A 19,518-nucleotide genomic window follows, 5' to 3' on the forward strand; every position below is an offset into this window, starting at 1 on the left:
CGAACATGACGGCTGCGGCGGCGAACGCCACGGTTAGCCGTGGGTGAGAGCCCCGCCTGCCTGGTCGTCCTTCCTGTGCCAGAAGCGAGACCAGACCCGTCGGCTCGCCAGGGTCGCGCCGGTCGACCTCGGCATACCCGGCATCGCGCCGCGTTCAGCGGCCAGGTGATCGGTTGACGACACCCCAGCTGAGCGTCGGCGTGCTCGCGGTGGGCGCGGACGGGTACCAGGCGCTGGTCTCCTACGGCGCGATCGCCCCGGGCTCCGGCAACCGGGCGATCCTGGCCGTCGAGCAGGACGGGGCACCGCTGGCCCGACCCCGGCTGGTCGTGACCGGCGAGGTCACCGGTGGGCGCGACGTCAACGACGTCGTCGAGCTGGACGTCGTGCGCGTCGAGCCCACCGGCTAACCCCGAGCGACCTCAGCGGTGTGCGCGGGGGTGTAGCGCTCGCCCATCACCTGGTCGCTCAGCGGGTCCAGCGCGGCCAGCGCCTCGGCGTCCAGGGTGAGCTCCAGCGCGGCCGCGTTCTGCTCCAGCCGGGCCGGGCTGCGGGTGCCCGGAATGGTCGCCACCGCCACCCCGAGCCGCTCGGCCTGGGCGTACACCCAGGCCAGCGCCACCTGGGCCGGGGTGGCACCCAGCCGGTCGGCCACCTCGCGCACGGTCTGCGCGATCTTCTCGTTGGCCTCGCCCGCCTCGCCGGCGAAGCGGGGGTTGGTGCGCCGGAAGTCCTTCTCGCCCAGCGTGGAGCGGTCCAGGCTGCCGGTCAGGAACCCCCGCCCCAGCGGCGAGTACGGCACCAACCCGACCCCCAGCTCGGCCATCACCGGGGTGACCGCCTCGACGTCGCGGGTCCACAGCGAGTACTCGCTCTGCACCGCGGTGATCGGGTGCACCGCGTGCGCCCGGCGCAGCAACTCGCCGTCGACCTCGGACAGGCCCAGATGGCGGACCTTGCCCGCCTCGACCAGCTAGGCCATCGCCCCGACGGTCTCCTCGATCTCCACGTCCTGGGGCGGGCGGTGGGCGTAGTACAGGTCGATCACCTCGACGCCCAGCCGCAGCAGCGAGGCGTCGCAGGAGCGCAGCACGTAGTCCCGGGCACCGCGGATGCGGCGTGCCCGGTCGCCGGCGCTGCGGTCGATGCCGAACTTGGTGGCTAGCTGCACCTGGTCCCGGCGGCCGTGGATGGCCCGGCCCACCAGCACCTCGTTGTGCCCGGTGCCGTAGGCGTCGGCGGTGTCCAGGAACGTGATGCCCAGCTCCAGGGCCCGGTTGATGGTGGCCAGGCCGCCGTCCCAGTCGGCGGCGCCGTAGCTCTCGCTCATCCCCATGCACCCCAGGCCCATCGCGCTGACGGTGAGACCGGGCGAGCCGAGCGTGGTTCGGGTGATCATGCGCGGATACTCCTCCTGCCCGGCGGACCGGGCGGTACCTCGAGGGCTGGCGAACGCCTCCGACGCTAGGACCTGGAGCGTGCTCGAAGTCAAGCCGGAGGACCGGCCCCCGCCGGCGGGTCAGGCGCGGCGGTGGCGGGGGCGGGTGAAACGGTCCACCGGCAACAGGTCGCCATAGGGCTGTCCTCCGGGGCACTACACATCGCGGTGGACCTCGCGCCGGCCCAGTTCGCCTTTCACGCCACCGCATGCCTCTGGCTCACCGTCACCCCGGCCGATCTCGATGCGACCGGCACCGCACTATCGCTGCATCCCGAGACCACGTTCACGGCCGCTGTCACCGGCGCGGCCAATCTGCTGGTCACTGTCACCTGCAGGGACACCGAGGACCTGTACACCTTCATCACTACCAAGGTCGGCGTGCTCCCCGCCGTGCGCCAAGTCGGCCTCCGACCTGCTGCCTTCGATGGGCTCCATCGGGAACTGCGAGGACAACGCGAAGATGGAGTCCTTCTGGGCACGCGTCCAGGTCGAACTGCTCAACCGCCGGCGCAGACACTCCGCACTGGGCATGCTCAGCCCGGTGGAGTACGAACTCCGCACCCCACCGGTAGCGTGAAACCAAGCAACTCGACTCCACCCAACTCGGTACAGGCCCGAGCCTCCATCAGACCCGGAGCGGTTCATACCGCCACCTCTCGATCAACATCGCGCCTCGTGGCGCACAGCTGGGCCGCGAAAAAAGCCGACGCCGTCCGCAGGACCTCGTTCGCCCGTCACAGTTCCCGCGCCTCGCGCCGCAGCTGAGCCAGCTCGTTCTTCTCTTCGGTGGTGAGCAGGTCGTTCCGTTCGCCGGCGTCGGCCTCGGCCTGGCGGATCCAGTTATGTAGAGCCTCATGGTGCACACCGAGTTCCTCGGCCATGCGGCGGATCACGGGCTTCGGCTCGGCGGCCCGGTACATCCGGACCGCGCACTCACGCAACTCCAGCGGTACTTCCTCGGTGCAGGCATCGTCTGGACTCCTCTCATGAGACCCCTCTGACCCTCTGTCACTACGCCCCGCATGTCGGGGGAACCTCGGCATACCAATGATCACTGAAACTGAACATTGCGCAGCACAGATGACACGACCTGATCATCCAACCAGCCAACTGACAAAGCCGCAGATCAGAACCCCACTCCGGACAACGCCCACAGCCGCACTCCAAACTGATCAGTCCAGGCCAGACCACCATCTACTGATCACAAATACCGCTCATGGACAACGGCGGACCGAAAAACTCCTTCTACTTCTCACATCTTGTGTGTTGGTCTGATGTCCATGGGACCTGGGGAAAAGATGATGACCACGGCCATGGCCGGCGCGCTCGTCGCCGCCGCCCTTGCTGCGGGAGCTCCGTCGGCCGCGGCGCGCGTCGACCCCGGCTGCGCCGAGCTCGACGTCTGCTTCTATAAAACGGCGGACGACTGGGCGCACGGGCAGCCGACCGGTTCGTACCGGGGCGTGACGGGCTTCCCCCAGGAGCTGGGACCGGACGCGTACGGTGCCTACGCCGTCTACAGCGCCCTCAACGAGGAGAGGGCGCTCCTGCACATGACCGCCGCAGGCGACGGCCACGTGTACGGCATCTGCCTGGCACCCTACGAGCAGCGGGTACTTTGGCCGGACACCGTGAGGACGGTCTACATCGACGGCAAGGCGGGCTGCTGAGGGCGGGCTCGGGTGCGTCCGCACGGCGGGCCGGGTTATGTGTGCCCGATAGTGCCCGGTGTCGGACGTGACGCTGCGAAGGCCTGCGTCCGAGGACCTTCGGAACGCGTTACCGGCGGATGTTGGACGCGTTGCGGCACCTGAAGGACCGCCACGCGGCTGGACCTTCGCCCAGCTCGCCCGGAAGACGGGCTACAGCACGGCCTCGTGGCACCGTTGTCTGTCCGGCCGGACGATGCCGCCGTGGGAGGCCGTGGACACCCTCGGACGTCTCGCTTCGCAGGAGGACGGCCGGCTGCGGCCGCTGTGGGAGGCGGCCGCGACCGGCGTCGCCCGGCAGTCGGCGCCGGGAGGGACAGGGCCCCTGGCCCGGGACGGGGAGGCAGCCCCGTACCTGCGGCGTTTGGTGCGACCCTCCGTCCGAGGTACCGGATGACCGTGCTCGGCCCTGCTGGGGACGGCACTGCTGCCGGCCTCATCGCTGGCCCTGCTGAGCCCCGAAGACGCGCGCACCAGCGTGCGGCTGCCCGGCCGTCAGCTCGGTGCCGGCGCCCGCGCATCCTCGGGCGTGGATCAGTGAGCGTCCCGGCAGACGTGCACAGCGGCCGCGTCGGTGCGTAGCGGGACGAAGCGCTCTTCGTCGTACACCGCGTAGACGCCCGCGCTGGTGCGGCGCATTGGCAGGGCGTATCACTCGCCGTCGTAGACCGTCCGGGACGGCCGGGAGATCACTCTGCCGCCCGCGAAGCCGGAGGTCTGGGCTCCCGTGACCCCGTCGGCGACCAGGCCTTGGTTGCCCTGGCAGACGCGGGTGACCGCACGAGTGTGGGCGTCATAGCGGCAGGTGACGAAGACCCGGGGGGAGGAAACCGTCCGCCCACAGCACGCACTGCCACAGGCCGACAAGGTTACTGCGCGGATGCCTGCGGGGCGTCGAGCAGGTTCTCGTCCCCCCAGTCGTCGCTGAGGACGCCGCGGCCGGTGACGTACGACGCCGCCGGCCTGTTGGCGGCGCTCGCCGGTGCGGACGCCAGGACGCCTCGCGGCAGCCAGGACGAGTGCCACGCGGAGCGGATGCAGTCCCCCGGCGCGCCCCCATGTCCCGTCTCTGCCCGGCGGCGGGACATGGCAAGCAGTGCACCTTCCGCGGCAAGGCCGGTGATCTTACAGCCGGTTGGGCGTGTCGTCCGTGGGGACGGGGCCGGGGGAGGCAATGAGGCAGTGGCGGGCGTCACCAAAAGAGCTTTTTAGATGGAAACGAGGTTCTGGCGCAGATCTTGAGGAGTCGTCACAGAACGTTATCTCGATGTTCGATTGCCAGGAGACGAGGTCGCGTGAGACCGCGTACGCCTTGTCGTCCGATCAGAATTGACGTCCCATCACGTGTCTGACGGCCGCTGCTGCGGTTGGTCGTGGACGGTGATGGTGCTGGTCATGCAGACCGATGCACCGTTCTGGGACTCGCTGGTGTTCGACGGGATAGACAACGTGGATGTCGAGGCGGCTACGTCCGCGTTCGGCACGGTCGGAGTGGTGGCGAGAGGCCGCGCTGCCGGGGCTGCATGTCCGGAGTGCGGCCGCTTCTCGGACCAAGTCCAGGCCGTTACCTGCGCAGGCCGGCGCGGGGCGAGTCCTTCTCGTAGGCCGTCCTTGCGGTGCAGGAGGATGACGAGATCGGCGTTGTCCTCCAGGGTTCCTGAGTCCCGGAGTTGAGGGTGGAGACGCCGACGGGGCTTGCGCGGGGCACGGGCCGGTGTCTCTTGTTGACCCGCCGCCAACGTGCGATCGACGAAGGCTGGCGCGGTGAGGTCGAAGGACTCGACCTCACCCTGAGGTTCCCGCGCAGCGAGCGCGACCGAGCCCACCGGGCCGCCTCGACCGGCAGGGTGGACCCGGCCATGCCCACACGGTCCCGGCACCGCCCCGGCCACGGCACGTGACCTCCGCGCTTTCAGTGGCTGCTCCCAGCCCCGGATCTGGAGCCGGTACTCCACGGCAGTGCGATGCGGTAGAGCCGCGTCCAGCCGCCAAGGAACCGAGTGCCGTAGCCGGCCGCTTCGGCGTTCAGTGACACATGTTCAGTCGAGGACCGCCGTGGCTTCGATCTCGACCAGATGCTCGGGGACGTCCAGCGCCGCGACGCCGATCAGTGTGGCCGGCGGCACCGGAGTGACTCCCAGCTTCGCGGCCGCCCGGGAGATTCCCTCCAGGAGCGGGGGCATCTTGTCGGCAGTCCAGTCGACAACGTAGAAGGTCAGTTTCGCTACCTCGCCGAAGGAACCACCGGCCTCCCCCAGTGCGGTGGCGATGTTGAGATAACACTGCTCCACCTGCGCAGCAAGGTCGCCCTCGCCGACCGTGACCCCGTCGGCATCCCAGGCGACCTGCCCGGCGATGAAGACCAGCCTCGAACCGGAGGCGATCGCCACCTGCCGGTAGACATCGATTTTCGGCAGTCCGTCGGGGTTCTTCAGAGTGATGGCCATACTGTCCGCCTCCTTGTCCGGGCTCCTGTAAGCCCGTGTTCGTCAAACCAGACCCTTTACGGTCTCTTGTGGTTACTCAGGAACCGTAGGAGAGTGTGCGTTGACATGGAAGAACGCACTTTTCAGTGACTGGGGAACCTGATGGTGACCAAGCAGCTCAGCAGCTCGGCCGAGGAAGCCGACCTCCGGCGCGCCGACTCCCTGGCGCGGGAGATCTTCTCCGACGTTGCCAACAAGTGGGCACTGTTGATCATCGAAGCCCTGGGCGAGGGCACCCTGCGCTTCAGCGAGCTGCGCAGCCGGGTCGAGGGCATCAGCCACAAGATGCTCACCCAGAACCTGCGCATGTTGGAGCGCAACGGCCTGGCCGAGCGGACCGTCCACCCCACCGTCCCGCCCCGCGTCGAGTACACCCTCACCGAGGCGGGCCACGGACTGCGGGCGACGGTCGACGGAATGTGCGATTGGACCCACCGCTACTTCCGGCACATCGAGTCCGCCCGGCGAAGCTTCGAGGCCTGAGGCCGACGACTGTTACCGGTGGCCATCCGCCCGTGCCGCATCCCCACAGGACGGCAGCCATGATGAGCAGCAACTTCTCCACCGGACGGAGCTCAGGGTCAGCAACGCTCAGTCCACTGCGCCCGGACCGGGATCAGGGATTCCAGGTACGCAGGAAAACGGCGACCCGAGGGGCGGTGCAGCGCGGGCTGTTCAGCTCATGGGCGAGCGCGGTCAGCTGTTCACGAGTGGGGCTGACAGGGATGTTGCCGGCCTCGAGATACATGACGGCGACCGCGCACGCAACGGTCAAGTTGGGCCGCTCCAGCCAGCGGCAGCGGCCCAGAGTGTGCACCAGGGCGGCGGCACGGGCGTAGACCCCGTCGTAGACGGGTGTGTCGAAAAGTACGCCACGGTGGCGGGCGACTGCTGCGATGGGGACGCCGTGCTGGCCGGCCGGGCCGGCACCCGGTTGGCGAGCGTCCTCGATGCCGCTGCCAGCCTCTTCACGCTCCTGCGGCTGATCCGGTCCACCCAGACCCGCCTCAGCGAGCGGGCGTGGACCGCACGGCCCGGGTGGTCCACAGCAGGACGAGCGCGGCGGCCTGGATGCCGGCGACGACGACGATCAGAGCGGGGATGGAGATGTCATACAGGGCCCCGGCCAAGGCGCCGCCGGCCAGCGCGGCCGCTCCCATGATCCCGGCGAAAATGCCGTACGCGGTGGCCCGGCGGCCAGTGGGTACGAAGTCGGCGACGGTGGCACGCAGCGTGGACTCCTGCACCCCGACCGCGGCGCCCCACACCAGCGCACCCGTGACGGCGACCCCGACCGTATCGGTGAAGGCGAGGGCCGGAACGGCGGCGGACAGCAGCGGCAGGACGACCAGGACCTGGGCGCCGAACCGGTCGTACAGCCAGCCCGTGGCCAGCGCCGCCACCGCGTCCGCGGCCATGGCCGCCGCATACAGCACCGGCACCATCGCGGTCGGCATCAAGTGGCGGACGACCATGTGGTAGGAGAGCACACCGAAAGTGGCGAAACCGGTCAGGGTCGCGGCGGTGAAGACCGCATAGGCCCAGAAGGCCCTCGGCAGCTTCCCGTCCCGGGACCCGGCAGGGCGTGGCTCGTCACGCACCGTCGGGTCGGTGGTCACCTCATAGCCGACCGGGTCGGGAACCCTGGCACGCAACCAGACCAGCAGCGCGATGGCGGCCACGCCGGGCAGCGCGAGCACTCCGTAGCAACGGGGCATAGTCGTCGCCCGTGAGGGCGAGGACTCCGGCCACCGTGAGCGGGCCAAGGAGCGCGCCGACCTGGTCCATCGCCTCGTGCACCGCGAAGCCTCGGCCCCGTCCGGTGACGGCGGTGGCGTGCGAGAGCAGCGTGTCCTTGGCCGGGGAGCGCACCGCCTTGCCGACCCGTTCCGCGATCACCAGCGCGCAGGCCGCCCACAGCACACCGGTCAGACCGAGGACCGGGACGCTGGCCGCGGTCAGCACGTATCCGGCGATCGTCCATGCCCAGAAGCGGCGGCTGCGGTCGGCCAGCGGACCCGATGCCAGACGCAGTCCCAGCGCGGCGGCCTCGCCCGCACCCGTGACCACGCCGACCACGGCCGCGGAGGCGCCCAGATGGGCGAGCAGCGGGCCGGTGACGGAACGAGCGCTTTCGTAGACGAAATCCATCAGCAGACTGACGCCCCCGAAAACCAACACGAACCGCCACGCCGAGAGCACCTGGGCAGGTCCGCCCGACGGTGCGGGCGTGGTGGGCGTGAGGCCGGCGGGCTTCACAAGGTCCTCCCCGGTGGTGTCGCGTGCCTGGCCGGGCCGGACACGTTGTCGCTGCCCCTCGGCCAGTAGTGGCCCCTACCGCAAACATGCCGTAGGTGCGACGGCCTCCTGCAACGCCGGACCACTTTCTTGTGACGCTCTCACCTTTATTAGACGAACATGGCGCGCATCCTCCCTCTACATGATGTAGTAGCCAAGCATGGAGAAGGCGGACATGGCCGCCATACCGTCTATACCGAAGTGCGGCAGCCTGACGCGCCTCCGTCCGCCGCCGCCCAGCCCCGGGCCAGCGCCAACGCCGAGGCCCCTCGGCAGTGGCACCGAGGCATGACGTTGATAGCCACGATCAGCCTGTCTCATCGGCGCCTGCTCGGCCTGGACCCAGGCGATGACCACCCATCCGCCCGCCGCCGCGGTCATCTCGGTCTGCTACGCCTGGATCCTCGTGTGCGGTGTGCTCATATCGCTGGCGGTGGTCGAGATGGATGAGATTGAGAACGTCAGGAAGGGCGCGGAGAGGGCCGACGCCCGCCAGGGTGAGGCGGATGAGTTCGGTGCCTTCCCATGCGGCGCGGTCGCCATGGGTGAGAGAAGCGATGCGCCGGGCGGCATCCATCGTGGGCGACTGGCGGGCACCCGCAAAGTAGACCGCGGATGTCGATGCCCGCATCAATGAGCCGTTGCCGGCTGCTCGCTGGTTGACCTGGAAATGAATTGCGGCGGCCAGATCCCACGGCATGCCGTTTGTCAGCACGTCCTCAGGCTGCAGGCCGATGTCTTTGGGGTCAGCTGCGGCCCACCGTTGGAAGCGGGCGAAGATGTCCGGCAAGTCCAGTCCGCTCCGCTGCGGTAGCGACTCCGCGACAAGAACGGCCATCTGCGTGTCATCCGTGGCTTCGCCCGGTTCCAAACCGCCGCCTCCCGCACATCTCGCCACCGCCCCCTGAGTCCGGGAACCGGGCAGAGAACGCACCTGGGGGACCGAACTCGAAAGGGGCTCCCAGCGCGTCACCCACCGCTGAGCCAACGACGGTCGCGATAGCTCGCTCCCTACGTTTCATCCGCGCAGGCTATCGGCGTCACACGGCAGCAGCCCCAGCCATTTCTGTCCCAGCTGCGGGAGAGCGGCCGCTGTCGCCGGAAGGCGACTTGACGGTGCGTTGAATGGCTCGCGGTGTGGTGGTTGCTGCCGCCCCGGCAGCAACCACCAATAGAGCAGGACTGCCTGATCAGGCGTTGGCGCAGATCGCGTACACGCTGATGCCGACGGTGGAGTAGCCGTCCTGTCGGCCGAGTGCGATCCAGCCGGTGCCGTCGGGGGCGGGGAAGCTGCCGACCAGTACCGCGCCGTTGCCCTGGGCCTCGGCGCCGCCGCCGATGACCCTCTTGCCCGCCGGGCAGTGGAGGGTTCGGCGCTGGAAGTTGGGCACGTTGGCGTTGGGGAGCTGGACGATCTGGTAGCCGTCCACGCCCGCGGCCCGTACCGGCGCCTTGGCCACAGCAGCCTGGCTGGCAGCGGTCTCGCTGGTGGTCGCCTGGGCGGCCCAGCCGACTCCGGATACCAGGGCCAGGGCAAGAACGCCCGCGCCGATCGCCTGCTTGCCTCGCATACGTATGTCCTTCCGTCCAGGAGGCTCCAGGGAAGCGGAGTCCTCTCGGTGGCCATCGTTACGGCACCGCTCAGCAAATAGGTAAGAAATCCCCCTAAACGCCACGATGGTGTGGACGCAGGGCATAGAGGGCGCTCACCGTCAGCCGGTGCTCCGGCCAGGCAGCCAGCACGCTCCGCCGGCATCGGTGGGGCGCAGGGTGGGTGCCTCGGCAGCCGGTCAGTCTGTCTGGTCCTTGCCCCCCAATTCCCTCTTCGTGGATCTGCGACGGGGCCTCCGGCCTCGCGGGCCTACTACGACAAGAAATTCGAACCGGCGATTCGTCGTCAATCTCTAGATGATCGATTCCAAGGCGTTTAGTGGTCGTTGGCGGTCACTGCGTGCATGACCGGCTGGCCCCGCATGAGCCTGGCTCCACTGATCAGGCCCCCTTGGAATCGATCTTCTGGGGATTCGGGAGGCGCTCTACCGGCGGACCGCCGAGATCAGTCCGCCGGGCCGCTCCTCCTGCTGCGGCGGGGTGCTGATCGGGCGGCCGTAGGCGGCAGCGCGTTCACGCAGGGTGTGGCTGCCGGCCTCCCAGCCGTGCCCGGCCAGCCAGCCCACCGGGTCGTCGGGCATCTCCGAGACCCACACGGACGCCGCCGAGCCCGGCTCGGCGTCCGCGCCGAAGCGCTCGATCACGCCGCGCGAGCCCAACGTCAGCCCCATCCGACTGCCTGGCGCCGACTGCGCGCTGATCCGGGCCAGCAGCAACTCCACCGCGTCCTCGGGCAGATAGATCAGCAGTCCTTCGGCGATCCACACGGTCGGCACCGCCGGGTCGTGCCCTGCGGCGGCCAGCGCGCCTGGCCAGTCCTCACGCAGATCCACCGCGACGGTGATCCGCTCGCAGCGTGCGACGGCCCGCTCCCGGCGCAGCACCGAAGCCTTGAAGTCCAGTGGCGCGGCGGTGTCGACCTCGAACAGCCGGGTGCCCTCGGGCCAGTCGATCCGGAAGGCCCGGCTGTCCATGCCGGCGCCGAGCAGCACGACCTGCCGGACCCCGGACGCGCAGGCCTGCTGCAACAGGTCGTCGAGGAACTTCGTCCTGATGACGATGGAGAACGACACGGCCAGCCGGCGGCGGCGCGCGGCCTCGTCATCGGGCAGCGGCGGCGAGGTGGGCCACAGGCCGCCGGCGGTGGCGAAGGCCTGTGCCAGTGGGTCGCGGAACAGCGCGTTCTCCCGCTCGGTCTCCAGCGCCCGCACCCTGGCCGCCCCCACCGCCGTGGCCCACACTCCCGACGGCCGCACCCGCTCCTGCTCATCAGTCACCGCGCCAGCCTAGATGATCGATTCCAAGGGGCCTGATGAGTGGAGCCAGGTTCATGCGCGGCCAGCCGGTCATGCGCGCACTGACCGCCTACGACCACTAAACCCCTTGGAATCGATCATCTAGACCCGTCACACCATCGATCATGTCGGCTCAATGAGTCGTCCACCAGCTCGTCACCGGTCCCAGGTCAGAAACAGGTCCTCACCCAGGGTCCACCGCGCTGCTAGCGGCCCCGTCGGCGCGCAACCTGGCAAAGCGCGCCCCGATCCCCGGCTGCGTCCACGCCGCCCATCCTGCCCCTCCCCCACCCTCACTCCAGCCAGGGATATGGGCGAAAGCGGCCTCAACGGGGATGGCAGCGCCCCGACGACGCCGAGATGGCTCTGACGTTGTTCAGCGGCTCCAGCATGTCGGCTTCCAGCGGCTGCAGTTGGTGCGGCGTCAGGCCTCGGGCTTTCACGAGGTGGTCTGTCCGAGGCTTGATCACAAACCCGAGAAGTGCTTTTGACCTGGAACGATAGCGCGTCTCGAGGGAGTCTGGCGCCGTGGAAATTCCGTTGCCGGAACAGCAGCATCTTCGATCGAATGCCTCCATGACTCATGACGGCCCGGCGGACCATGTGGAGCAGAACCGACGCTTTTGGGATGACGAGGCGGCTGCGTGGCACGGTCCCCTCGCCCGTGATCACTGGGCGCAGGTGGAACCGTCCTGGGGATTGTGGGCCACCCCTGAGTCGCAGGTCTCCGTGCTTCCCGACGGAATCGACGGGATGCGCACCATTGAGCTGGGCTGCGGTACTGCCTACGTTTCCGCTTGGCTGGCCAGAGCAGGAGCCCACCCGGTCGGGATCGACCTCTCGGAGAAGCAACTCGCCACTGCTCGCGCGATGCAGGCGGAGTTCGGCATCGACTTCCCCCTTGTCCTGGGCAATGCCGAGAAGGTGCCCTACGAGGACAACACGTTCGACCTGGCGATCAGTGAGTACGGCGCCTCGCTGTGGTGCGACCCCTACCAGTGGATCCCGGAGGCAGCCCAGCTTCTCGTTCCCGGAGGCCGGCTGGTGTTCTCGCGCTACTCACCGCTGTTCGCGCTGTGTGTACCGCCCGAGGGACCGGCATCCACCACGCTGTCCCGCGGCCAATTCGGCCTGACACGGCTGGACTGGGGGAATCACGTGGAGTTCATCCTGCCGCACGGTGAGATGTTCCGTCTGCTGCGGTCCTGCGACTTCGTCGTTGAAGATCTGATTGAGATTCAGGCACCCCAGCCTGCACGGGACTACGAAGAAGTTTCCGCCGACTGGGCCCAGCAATGGCCCAGCGAGGAGATCTGGAAAGCTCGGCTGGCAGGCTGACAGCTCCGCAGGCACCGTGTATCGCCTTACTCATCCCGCGGAGCACCTTGCTGCTCCCCCGCAAGCCTTTACTGGCTGTTCTCTATCCGTACGTGTGGTCGGGGAGAGAGTGGGTGGGGATGTTCGCGCAGGCCGGCTCAGCCGGAAGACGAGCGGCGCGGCAGGGACCAGAGCGGCGACAGCGGTACCCAAGGTGCTGAGCAGCAGGGGCCAGCCAGTCCTGCGTGCCGTACAAGCACGGCTCCGCCCAGCGCGCCCGCCAGCACCGCCAGCACGGAAGCCAGACGACGGCCCAGACGCGGATTGGTGCCGCCGGCCCATGTCGAGTCGGATGCCAGCCCGGTCAGGGTGAGCGTGAGTACCGTCGTGGTCACACATCCGGCACGGCGAGCTTGCGCACCGTCCCGTTGCGCAGGCCCATGGCCAACGCGGTCAGGGCGATCAGAGGGTGGGGTTGGAGTCCACCATCGTTTCCTTGGTCACAGCCCGCACCGGTCGCTGTGTGTGCTCGGGCCTGGCCCGGCCCACCTTTGACGAGGCGTCGCCCGTCTGGAGGCGGGTGCCGGCCCGGGCTCTTCGTCCCGGACCGGCACCGGACCGACACCAGGCCGATGGGTCAGGCTGCGGCGTGGGTACCGGAAAGGGACTGGGCATAGACCAGACCGAGGCCGTAGGCGCCGCCGTGCTCCTTGACGATCTCCGTGACAGGGCCGTACGTCTCCCCGCGCGCCCAGTCACGCTGCAGCTCGAGCAGGACCTGGAGCCAGGTCACCGGCACCGCGCCGGCGCTGATCATGCGCTGGATGGCGTGCTCATGGGCCTGCGGAGTGACACCGGCTGAGGCGTCAGCCACCACGTAGACCTCGTAGCCCTGTCCGAGAGCGGACAGCGGGCACACCCGACCGAGCGGGCGGGTGCGCGTCCAGAACAGTCTGCGTCGAGTCGGCCCCGCAGCCCGGGGGCGGAGGTGTTAGCCCACGACGCCCGAGGCAGTGATGACGATCTTTGCCCGGGTGGCGCCGGAGTGCGAGCCCAGGGACTCGACCTTCGCTACCAGTTCCTGGCCCTCGATGACTTCGCCAAAGACCACATGCTTTCCGTCCAGCCACGGTGTGAGCACCGTGGTGATGAAGAACTGCGAGCCATTGCTGTTGGGGCCGGAGTTTGCCATGGACAGCAGGAACGGCCTGTCGTGCTTGAGCTTGAAGTTCTCGTCGTCGAACTTCTTGCCGTAGATGCTCTTGCCGCCGGTGCCATCGCCGCGGGTGAAGTCGCCGCCCTGGAGCATGAAGTCCGGGATGACGCGGTGGAAGCCGGAGCCCTCGTAGCCGAAGCCGTGCTGGCCGGTGGCCAGCTCACGGAAATTCTGCGCCGTCTTGGGGACGACGTCGTCGTACAGCTTGAAGACGATCCGGCCTGCGGCGTCGCCGTCGATGGTGATGTCGAAGAAAACGTTGGTAGACATAGGGCGATCTTGTCACGGCCCTGGAGCCGTTCCCCCCGAGACCGCTGCCGATGGGCGCTCGATGCTGGTCCTGCTGTACCGCATCGCTGAGGCACCGAACCAGCGCAACCCGGACCCTGAGAGACCACCGATCGAATGTCAGCATCGGCAACTCCTGCTTTGCCGAAATCGACCGCGCTGGACGGAGTTATGTGACCTGTGGGGGTGTCTCAGCCCCAAGGTGTCTCAGGCGTCGCAGCCCCCATAGACGAGACGTGACGGGCGTCGCGGCCACGTGCCGCAGCGGCCGCTCAGAGGTGGCCGTCCAGGAACTTCCGTACCTCGGCGATGGTCATAGGCCCCGTGCCGTGCGCCACCGCCTCTCCCTCCTTCAGCAGGACGCAGGACGGGGCTGCGGTGATCCCGTATCGCACGGTCGCAGCCGGACAACGCGTGATGTCGGCGCGGACGGCCGTCAGACGGCCCGCGTAGTCGTCGGCGACGCCACCCACGACGAGGTCCATCACCCGGCACGGCTCGATAGCCTTGGGCCACGTCCCGGTAAAATACGCGAGGACCGGAACTCCGCTCATCCCGAGAATGAAATTGAACTCCGCGTCCTCACGGGGCCGGTGAACCCGCTGCGCCATACAAGCTCCTGACCTCACATTCCGTCATTCCACCCCCATCATCCCCCGCACGGTATGCCAGACCGGCCGCCCGGTCGGCCCTCCGATAGACCCGCCGGAAAGGAGCCACGGGCCCGCCGCAGAACCACAGTGGCCCCGGGCGGGAGCGGCCCAGCCCCCGCCCCAGCTGACGGCACCGAGAACGAGACACGATCACTGGACCGCTCGCAGACGCAGTCGTGGACGGTCGAAGTACGCGTCAGCTGACCCGAAGACCGACCGCCAGCGTCAGTTCAAGGACCCGGTGTGGCGATGCGAGATCCGGAAACAGCTCCCGCAGCTGCGACATCCGGTACCGGACTGTCTGGGGATGGACGAACAACGCCGCCGCCACCTCGTCCCGTCTGCCCTGGTGCAGCAGCCACTCCCGCAACGTCTCCTCCAGCCGCCGTGCGGTCGCGACAGGCAAGGTCCGCAACGGTGCGAGGGCTCGGGCACGGAGGTCTGCGAACGCGTCCACGTCGGCGCTCAGCACCAGCTCGGGCAGGTGGTCCTCGGTGTCGCGGATATCAGAGGAGAGGGAGCGCGCGCGTAGGGCTCGTGCGTACGAGGCGGACGCACGGGTCCATGGCCGGGCCGGGCCGACCACGGCGGTGCGGTCGGTCAGCTGTCGCAAGAGATGTGATCGGTCGGCATCGGGGACGAGCAGCACACCGGTGGCGTCCGGCAGATCGTCCAGGACGAGGGTGCTCGGGTCGAGCGTGCGGTAGGCAGGCCGGGCCTGGGCGGCGGGCAGCAGGACCGCGGTCAGTGAAACCGGAGGCTGCCACCCGGCCCGTTGAGCGGAGGCCAGCAGCACGTCCGGGCTCGCGCCGGCGAGGAGGTCGCGGGCCAGGTGTTCCAGGTGGCGCTCGTGGTCCCTGCCCCAGGCGGCCAGTTCGTCGGCGTGGCCTGCGGCGCTCGCGGCGGAGAGCTCGTCGATGTAGGCGAAGGTCAGCTCGGCGAACTTGGCGACCTCGGCGGCGGGCAGACCCGCGGGTACGGCACCCGCCGCCAGGCATCGCCAGGCCACGCGGGCGCCGACGCGGTAGGCGCTGAGCAGGGCGTCCATCGAACGGCCGTCGCGCACCTCGCCGCGGCCCAGCTCGTAGGCCGCGTCACCGGCGTCGCCGCCCGTGGCGTTCCCGCTCGCGAGGTCCAGGTAGTGCCCCAGGGCGGTGCGGACGGCTCTGCGGATGGTGGCGCCCATGCGGCCCGAAAGGGCGTTGGCGTAGGGAGGGACCTCGTCGATGATCGCCTGGACGACCTCGTCGGCGGTGCTCTTCAGCGCGGCCCGCAGTGCGGTGACCGTCGTCTCATCCAGGGCCAGTTCGCTGGCCCTTTGGATTGCATGGCTCATTTTTTGTTCCCTGCGAACAATTCAGCCGATCAGATTCACATCCTGCGGTCAGGACTTTACGCCTTGAGGCCAGCAAGCTGGAGTCATGACGAGTGCAGCCCTCCGCAGCAGGGCGTGGAAACTGCTGGAGATGGTCACGACGCCGCTGCTGCCGTCGGACTACCTCGACCTGGTCAGCCCGCTGCGTGCGGGCGCTGACCTGCGTGGGCGCATCGAGGCCGTGCACCCCGAGACGGGTGACGCCGCGACCATCGTGATCAGGCCGGGACGGGGCTGGCGCGGCCACACAGCCGGTCAGTACGTGCGGATCGGGGTCGACGTCGACGGGGTGCGCCTGTGGCGTGCCTACTCCCTCACCTCGCCGACAAACCGCCAGGACGGCCGCGTCACGATCACCGTGAAGGCGATCGAGGACGGCAAGGTCAGCAACCACCTGGTCCACAGGGCGAAACCGGGCACGCTGATCCAGCTCGACCAGGCGACCGGTGACTTCGTACTGCCGCAGGCCAAGCCCGCCAAGGTGCTCTACCTGACGGCCGGCAGCGGCATCACGCCCGTGATGGGCATGCTGCGCGACACCGAGTTCGACGACGTCGTCATGGTCCACTGCGCGCCACAGCCGCAGGACGTGATCTTCCGCAACGAACTGCACGACATGGTCGCGGACAAGAAGCTGCGGCTCACCGAGGTGCACACCGACACAGACGGCATGCTCGACATCGCCCGACTCGACGAACTCGTGCCCGACTGGGCCGAGCGCGAGACCTGGGCCTGCGGGCCCGCGGGCCTGCTCGACGCCGCCGAAAAGCACTGGACCGAACACGCCGTACAAGAGCGCCTGCACACCGAACGCTTCCGCCCCGGCATCGTCGTCGCCGGCGACGGCGGCGAGGTCACGTTCAGCACCACCGGCAAGACCGTCGACGCGGACGGCGCCACGCCGTTGCTGGACATCGGCGAGGAAGCCGGCGTGCTCATGCCCTCCGGGTGCCGCATGGGCATCTGCTTCGGCTGCATCACGCCGCTCAAGGCGGGCGCCGTCCGCGACCTGCGCACCGGCGAGATCACCGAGGCCGAGCCGGGCGTCCTCATCCAGACCTGCGTGTCCGCCGCGGCGGGCCCCTGCGACATCGAACGGTAGGAGCACCTTGACCGCCACCGACCCCACCGCCCACCTGACCGCGGAGCAGATCGAGGAGCTCGGCCGCGAGCTGGACGCGATCCGCGACGAGGTGATCGCCGACCGCGGCGAGAAAGACGCCGCCTACATCCGCAAGGTCATCTCGGCGCAGCGCAAGCTCGAGCTGGTCAGCAGGGGCGTACTGCTGTTCTCGATCTTCCCGCCCGCGTGGCTGCTCGGCACCGCCGGTCTGTCCGTGGCGAAGATCATGGACAACATGGAGATCGGCCACAACATCCTGCACGGCCAGTGGGACTGGATGCGGGACCCGAAGATCCACTCCACCACCTGGGAGTGGGATCACGTCTCGCCGTCCGACCAGTGGAAGCACTCGCACAACGAGCTGCACCACACGTACACCAACGTGATCGGCAAGGACAACGACCTCGGCTACGGCATCATGCGCGTCGACGAGGACCAGAGGTGGCACCCGTTCCACCTCGGCCAGCCGCTGTGGAACTTCATCAACGCCTGCTTCTTCGAGTACGGCATCGCAGCGTACGACCTGGAGCTCGGCAAGAACCTGCACAAACGCCGCCGCAAGAACCCGGAGTTCCGCGCGCGGGCCAAGGCCGTGGGCCGCAAGATCCGCAAGCAGGTGCTCAAGGACTACGTGATCCATCCGCTGCTGTCGGGCCCGTCGTTCCTCACCACGCTCGCCGCCACGTTCACCGCGAACCTGGTCCGCAACATCTGGACCCACTCGGTGATCATGTGCGGGCACTTCCCCGAGGGCGTGCAGGTCTTCGAGCGCCGGTCGATCAGGGGCGAGACGCGCGGCCAGTGGTACCTGCGCCAGATGATGGGCTCGGCGAACATCAGCGGCAGCAAGGCCATGCACTTCATGACCGGCAACCTGTCGCACCAGATCGAGCACCACCTGTTCCCGGACCTGCCGAGCAACCGGTACGCCGAGGTCGCGGTGAAGGTGCGCGCGCTGTTCGAGAAGTACGAGCTGGAGTACGTCACCGGGCCGCTGCCCAAGCAGGTGTTCTCCGCCTGGCGCAAGGTCTTCCGGCTCTCGCTGCCGAACAAAAAGCCCAAGGTCAAAACGCCGGACCGCGAGCAGGAGCTCGTCGCGGCCTGATTCCCGGTATTGGTTCACATCTCTCGGCCGTACCGGCGGCACCGCCGGGTTCGGTGAGATCCGTTGCGGACGGTGGGCGACCGCGACATCAGACCGTACGACACGGGATCCGGGCAGCCCGGTGTCCGGCTGCGCTGCCTGGACGTGCGCCAGGAGCTCAGCACACAGCCCCCGGCGAGGTGTTGTAGTGCGCTGACCTGCCGTGGCCGGGCCGGTAGTCGGGTGCGTACGCGCACTCGGTCTGCCGACGGGCGGGCTGGGTGGAAGGCATGGACTGTGAGTGGACACTGCCGGAACCGATGCTCGCGGCCCCTGTGTCCGACCCTGCACTGCTGCCAGGGTCGGCAGGTGAGCCGAAGTTATGGCGGGGGTTGGCAGTTGTCCGTTTGTCCGCAGTGCCGCGAGCTGGAGTGCAACGTCACCCCAGCGGTCTCGCGTAGACGGCTGTGCCGTTCCTGCCCTTGATGTATCGGTAGCGGATGCTGCCGCTACTCCGCAAAAGATGCCGCAGATCGACTCGCGTGGCTCGTCGGTCAGTCGGGTGTCTCGGATGAGTCGGCCGGCTCGGAGTCGTTGGCCTGCGCGGACCGCTCGATGCCGTCGTCGGTCGCGGCCCAGCTGGCCAGCAGGTTCAGGGCGTCCTGCGAGGGTGAGTGGGGCTCGGCGGTGTAGGTGAGGAGGAACTGGCTGGGGCCGTCGGGGAGCGGGAAGGTTTCGAAGGGCAGATCGAGGTCGCCGACTACCGGGTGGTGGAGGAGCTTCACGCCGGTGGTGTGCATGCGGACGTTGTGGGCGGCCCAGCGGTGACGGAATTCCTCGCTGCGGGTGGACAGTTCGCCGATCAGGTCCGTCAGCCGTCGGTCGTAGAGGTCGCGGCCTGCTTCGGCGCGGAGCATGGCTACCGTGTCGCCTGCGACTTCGTCCCAGTGGCGGAAGAACTCGGTCGCGTGCGGGCTGAGGAAGACGAACCGGGCGTTGTTCGGCGGCCGTACCGGGTCGGCGTAGACGGGGGCAAACAGTGCGCGCCCGAGGTGGTTGGCGGCCAGTATGTCTCCGCGTCCGCTGAGGATGAACGCGGGTGTGCCTCTCATGGAGTCGAGGACGCGCTGCACCGCGGGCCGCACACGCTGCTGAGCGGGCCGACGACGTGGCGGGCGGGTTGTGCCGGCGCCGCGCAGGAGGTCGAGCAGGTGGATGCGTTCGGCCTCGTCGAGCTGCAGTGCTTGCGCGATGCCTTCGATGACGCTTTCAGAGACTCCGGTGGCGTTGCCGCGTTCCAGCCGGGTGTAGTACTCGCTGGAGATGCCCGCGAGGAGGGCGACCTCCTCGCGGCGCAGCCCGGTGACCCGTCGGCGTTCTCCGCCGTATAGGGGCAGTCCGGCCTGTTCGGGGGTGACCCTGGCCCGTCGTGTGCCGAGGAATTCCCGGATCTCCGCACGGAAATCATCACGGATGTCACGGTTTGTTCCATTTGGGTCGTTTCTGCCAGCCATGCGCTTCACTCTACGAGCGCATCCGCCGGATTGGGGGTCCCTGTCAGTGACCCCCTCAAGAGGCACTCCCACCCTCGCGTGACAGCCGGTTTTGTTGGTGGTGCACCG

General features: G+C 68.6%; 19 protein-coding genes and 6 pseudogenes. 9 read left to right on the forward strand and 16 right to left on the reverse strand.

Going from position 1 to position 19,518, the window contains the following annotated elements; genetic code table 11:
* The first annotated feature begins 173 nt into the window (after positions 1 to 173).
* Positions 174 to 410, forward strand: coding sequence for a hypothetical protein (locus AB0H86_RS07090; RefSeq protein ID WP_362433977.1), 237 nt, complete (start codon positions 174 to 176; stop codon positions 408 to 410).
* Here the strand turns inward: AB0H86_RS07090 and AB0H86_RS07095 are convergent.
* A pseudogene (locus AB0H86_RS07095) lies at positions 407 to 1,399 on the reverse strand (aldo/keto reductase). The gene AB0H86_RS07090 and the pseudogene AB0H86_RS07095 overlap by 4 nt on opposite strands.
* A 207-nt stretch (positions 1,400 to 1,606) precedes the next feature.
* Here AB0H86_RS07095 and AB0H86_RS07100 point away from each other — a divergent pair.
* Both AB0H86_RS07100 and AB0H86_RS07105 read left to right on the forward strand, forming a co-directional pair.
* Positions 1,607 to 1,831 (forward strand): annotated as a pseudogene (locus AB0H86_RS07100) (Lrp/AsnC ligand binding domain-containing protein); the annotation flags it as partial.
* Between the two features lie 34 nt (positions 1,832 to 1,865).
* Positions 1,866 to 2,018: a hypothetical protein gene (locus AB0H86_RS07105; protein WP_362435295.1), complete on the forward strand. Its 153-nt coding sequence runs from the start codon at positions 1,866 to 1,868 to the stop codon at positions 2,016 to 2,018.
* 160 nt (positions 2,019 to 2,178) lie between these two features.
* Here the strand turns inward: AB0H86_RS07105 and AB0H86_RS07110 are convergent.
* A pseudogene (locus AB0H86_RS07110) lies at positions 2,179 to 2,484 on the reverse strand (transposase); the annotation flags it as partial.
* Positions 2,485 to 2,721: 237 nt separating this feature from the next.
* Here AB0H86_RS07110 and AB0H86_RS07115 point away from each other — a divergent pair.
* Both AB0H86_RS07115 and AB0H86_RS07120 read left to right on the forward strand, forming a co-directional pair.
* A complete protein-coding gene (locus tag AB0H86_RS07115) occupies positions 2,722 to 3,111 on the forward strand; it encodes a hypothetical protein (RefSeq protein ID WP_362433980.1) in 390 nt (129 codons plus the stop codon).
* 67 nt (positions 3,112 to 3,178) lie between these two features.
* Complete coding sequence (locus AB0H86_RS07120; protein WP_362433983.1) at positions 3,179 to 3,547, forward strand: helix-turn-helix transcriptional regulator; 369 nt, start codon at positions 3,179 to 3,181, stop codon at positions 3,545 to 3,547.
* Between the two features lie 472 nt (positions 3,548 to 4,019).
* Here the strand turns inward: AB0H86_RS07120 and AB0H86_RS07125 are convergent, their stop codons facing one another.
* Entirely contained in the window at positions 4,020 to 4,238 is a 219-nt protein-coding gene (locus AB0H86_RS07125) for a hypothetical protein (RefSeq protein ID WP_362433986.1), read from the reverse strand.
* 951 nt (positions 4,239 to 5,189) lie between these two features.
* Positions 5,190 to 5,597 carry a RidA family protein gene (locus AB0H86_RS07130; RefSeq protein WP_362433989.1) on the reverse strand — a complete coding sequence of 136 codons (408 nt, stop codon included), beginning with the start codon at positions 5,595 to 5,597 and terminating at the stop codon, positions 5,190 to 5,192.
* 141 nt (positions 5,598 to 5,738) lie between these two features.
* On the opposite strand from AB0H86_RS07130, the gene AB0H86_RS07135 reads away from it, so the two are divergent.
* Positions 5,739 to 6,119, forward strand: coding sequence for a helix-turn-helix domain-containing protein (locus AB0H86_RS07135; RefSeq protein ID WP_362433992.1), 381 nt, complete (start codon positions 5,739 to 5,741; stop codon positions 6,117 to 6,119).
* Between the two features lie 133 nt (positions 6,120 to 6,252).
* Here the strand turns inward: AB0H86_RS07135 and AB0H86_RS07140 are convergent, their stop codons facing one another.
* From AB0H86_RS07140 to AB0H86_RS07165, 6 genes and pseudogenes are all read right to left on the reverse strand, one after another.
* Positions 6,253 to 6,588 (reverse strand): fic family toxin-antitoxin system, toxin component, encoded by a 336-nt coding sequence (locus AB0H86_RS07140; RefSeq protein WP_362435204.1) that lies wholly within the window; start codon positions 6,586 to 6,588, stop codon positions 6,253 to 6,255.
* A gap of 55 nt (positions 6,589 to 6,643) precedes the next feature.
* Positions 6,644 to 7,318: an MFS transporter gene (locus tag AB0H86_RS07145; protein WP_362433995.1), complete on the reverse strand. Its 675-nt coding sequence runs from the start codon at positions 7,316 to 7,318 to the stop codon at positions 6,644 to 6,646.
* Positions 7,257 to 7,895, reverse strand: coding sequence for an MFS transporter (locus tag AB0H86_RS07150; RefSeq protein ID WP_362433998.1), 639 nt, complete (start codon positions 7,893 to 7,895; stop codon positions 7,257 to 7,259). The genes AB0H86_RS07145 and AB0H86_RS07150 overlap by 62 nt, the downstream gene beginning before the upstream one ends.
* A gap of 460 nt (positions 7,896 to 8,355) precedes the next feature.
* Positions 8,356 to 8,956: pseudogene (locus AB0H86_RS07155) on the reverse strand (ADP-ribosylglycohydrolase family protein); the annotation flags it as partial.
* A gap of 168 nt (positions 8,957 to 9,124) precedes the next feature.
* Positions 9,125 to 9,505 carry a hypothetical protein gene (locus AB0H86_RS07160; protein WP_362434001.1) on the reverse strand — a complete coding sequence of 127 codons (381 nt, stop codon included), beginning with the start codon at positions 9,503 to 9,505 and terminating at the stop codon, positions 9,125 to 9,127.
* Positions 9,506 to 9,970: 465 nt separating this feature from the next.
* The gene (locus AB0H86_RS07165) at positions 9,971 to 10,786 is read right to left on the reverse strand and encodes a class I SAM-dependent methyltransferase (RefSeq protein ID WP_362435206.1); all 816 of its coding nucleotides are present in this window, start codon (positions 10,784 to 10,786) and stop codon (positions 9,971 to 9,973) included.
* Between the two features lie 582 nt (positions 10,787 to 11,368).
* Between AB0H86_RS07165 and AB0H86_RS07170 the strand changes: the two genes are divergently transcribed.
* Positions 11,369 to 12,178 carry a class I SAM-dependent methyltransferase gene (locus AB0H86_RS07170; RefSeq protein ID WP_362434004.1) on the forward strand — a complete coding sequence of 270 codons (810 nt, stop codon included), beginning with the start codon at positions 11,369 to 11,371 and terminating at the stop codon, positions 12,176 to 12,178.
* Between the two features lie 215 nt (positions 12,179 to 12,393).
* On the opposite strand, the pseudogene AB0H86_RS07175 reads toward AB0H86_RS07170, so the two are convergent.
* From AB0H86_RS07175 to AB0H86_RS07195, 5 genes and pseudogenes are all read right to left on the reverse strand, one after another.
* Positions 12,394 to 12,629: pseudogene (locus AB0H86_RS07175) on the reverse strand (DUF1275 family protein); the annotation flags it as partial.
* Positions 12,630 to 12,794: 165 nt separating this feature from the next.
* A pseudogene (locus AB0H86_RS07180) lies at positions 12,795 to 13,067 on the reverse strand (isochorismatase family protein); the annotation flags it as partial.
* Positions 13,068 to 13,148: 81 nt separating this feature from the next.
* A complete protein-coding gene (locus AB0H86_RS07185) occupies positions 13,149 to 13,643 on the reverse strand; it encodes a peptidylprolyl isomerase (protein WP_362434007.1) in 495 nt (164 codons plus the stop codon).
* 290 nt (positions 13,644 to 13,933) lie between these two features.
* The gene (locus tag AB0H86_RS07190) at positions 13,934 to 14,272 is read right to left on the reverse strand and encodes a thioredoxin domain-containing protein (protein WP_362434010.1); all 339 of its coding nucleotides are present in this window, start codon (positions 14,270 to 14,272) and stop codon (positions 13,934 to 13,936) included.
* A gap of 238 nt (positions 14,273 to 14,510) precedes the next feature.
* A complete protein-coding gene (locus tag AB0H86_RS07195; protein ID WP_362434013.1) occupies positions 14,511 to 15,650 on the reverse strand; it encodes a helix-turn-helix domain-containing protein in 1,140 nt (379 codons plus the stop codon).
* An 85-nt stretch (positions 15,651 to 15,735) separates the two neighbouring features.
* Here AB0H86_RS07195 and AB0H86_RS07200 point away from each other — a divergent pair, with 85 nt between their 5' ends.
* Both AB0H86_RS07200 and AB0H86_RS07205 read left to right on the forward strand, forming a co-directional pair.
* A complete protein-coding gene (locus AB0H86_RS07200) occupies positions 15,736 to 16,791 on the forward strand; it encodes a ferredoxin reductase (RefSeq protein ID WP_362434016.1) in 1,056 nt (351 codons plus the stop codon).
* A 7-nt stretch (positions 16,792 to 16,798) separates the two neighbouring features.
* On the forward strand, positions 16,799 to 17,917 hold the full coding sequence (locus AB0H86_RS07205) for an acyl-CoA desaturase (protein ID WP_362434019.1): 1,119 nt from the start codon (positions 16,799 to 16,801) through the stop codon (positions 17,915 to 17,917).
* A 533-nt stretch (positions 17,918 to 18,450) separates the two neighbouring features.
* Here the strand turns inward: AB0H86_RS07205 and AB0H86_RS07210 are convergent.
* Positions 18,451 to 19,410 (reverse strand): helix-turn-helix transcriptional regulator, encoded by a 960-nt coding sequence (locus AB0H86_RS07210; protein ID WP_362434022.1) that lies wholly within the window; start codon positions 19,408 to 19,410, stop codon positions 18,451 to 18,453.
* Positions 19,411 to 19,518: the final 108 nt, after the last annotated feature.

Source organism: Streptomyces sp. NPDC050997, from assembly GCF_040660135.1.
Classification (GTDB): Bacteria; Actinomycetota; Actinomycetes; order Streptomycetales; family Streptomycetaceae; genus Streptomyces.

Coding starts and splice junctions, on each gene's coding strand:
- AB0H86_RS07105 (WP_362435295.1), top strand. CDS start 1,866: ATGGGCTCCATCGGGAACTGCGAGGACAACGCGAAGATGGAGTCCTTC.
- AB0H86_RS07130 (WP_362433989.1), bottom strand. CDS start 5,597: ATGGCCATCACTCTGAAGAACCCCGACGGACTGCCGAAAATCGATGTC.
- AB0H86_RS07135 (WP_362433992.1), top strand. CDS start 5,739: ATGGTGACCAAGCAGCTCAGCAGCTCGGCCGAGGAAGCCGACCTCCGG.
- AB0H86_RS07160 (WP_362434001.1), bottom strand. CDS start 9,505: ATGCGAGGCAAGCAGGCGATCGGCGCGGGCGTTCTTGCCCTGGCCCTG.
- AB0H86_RS07190 (WP_362434010.1), bottom strand. CDS start 14,272: ATGGCGCAGCGGGTTCACCGGCCCCGTGAGGACGCGGAGTTCAATTTC.
- AB0H86_RS07195 (WP_362434013.1), bottom strand. CDS start 15,650: ATGAGCCATGCAATCCAAAGGGCCAGCGAACTGGCCCTGGATGAGACG.
- AB0H86_RS07115 (WP_362433980.1), top strand. CDS start 2,722: ATGGGACCTGGGGAAAAGATGATGACCACGGCCATGGCCGGCGCGCTC.
- AB0H86_RS07200 (WP_362434016.1), top strand. CDS start 15,736: ATGACGAGTGCAGCCCTCCGCAGCAGGGCGTGGAAACTGCTGGAGATG.
- AB0H86_RS07210 (WP_362434022.1), bottom strand. CDS start 19,410: ATGGCTGGCAGAAACGACCCAAATGGAACAAACCGTGACATCCGTGAT.
- AB0H86_RS07185 (WP_362434007.1), bottom strand. CDS start 13,643: ATGTCTACCAACGTTTTCTTCGACATCACCATCGACGGCGACGCCGCA.
- AB0H86_RS07125 (WP_362433986.1), bottom strand. CDS start 4,238: ATGTCCCGCCGCCGGGCAGAGACGGGACATGGGGGCGCGCCGGGGGAC.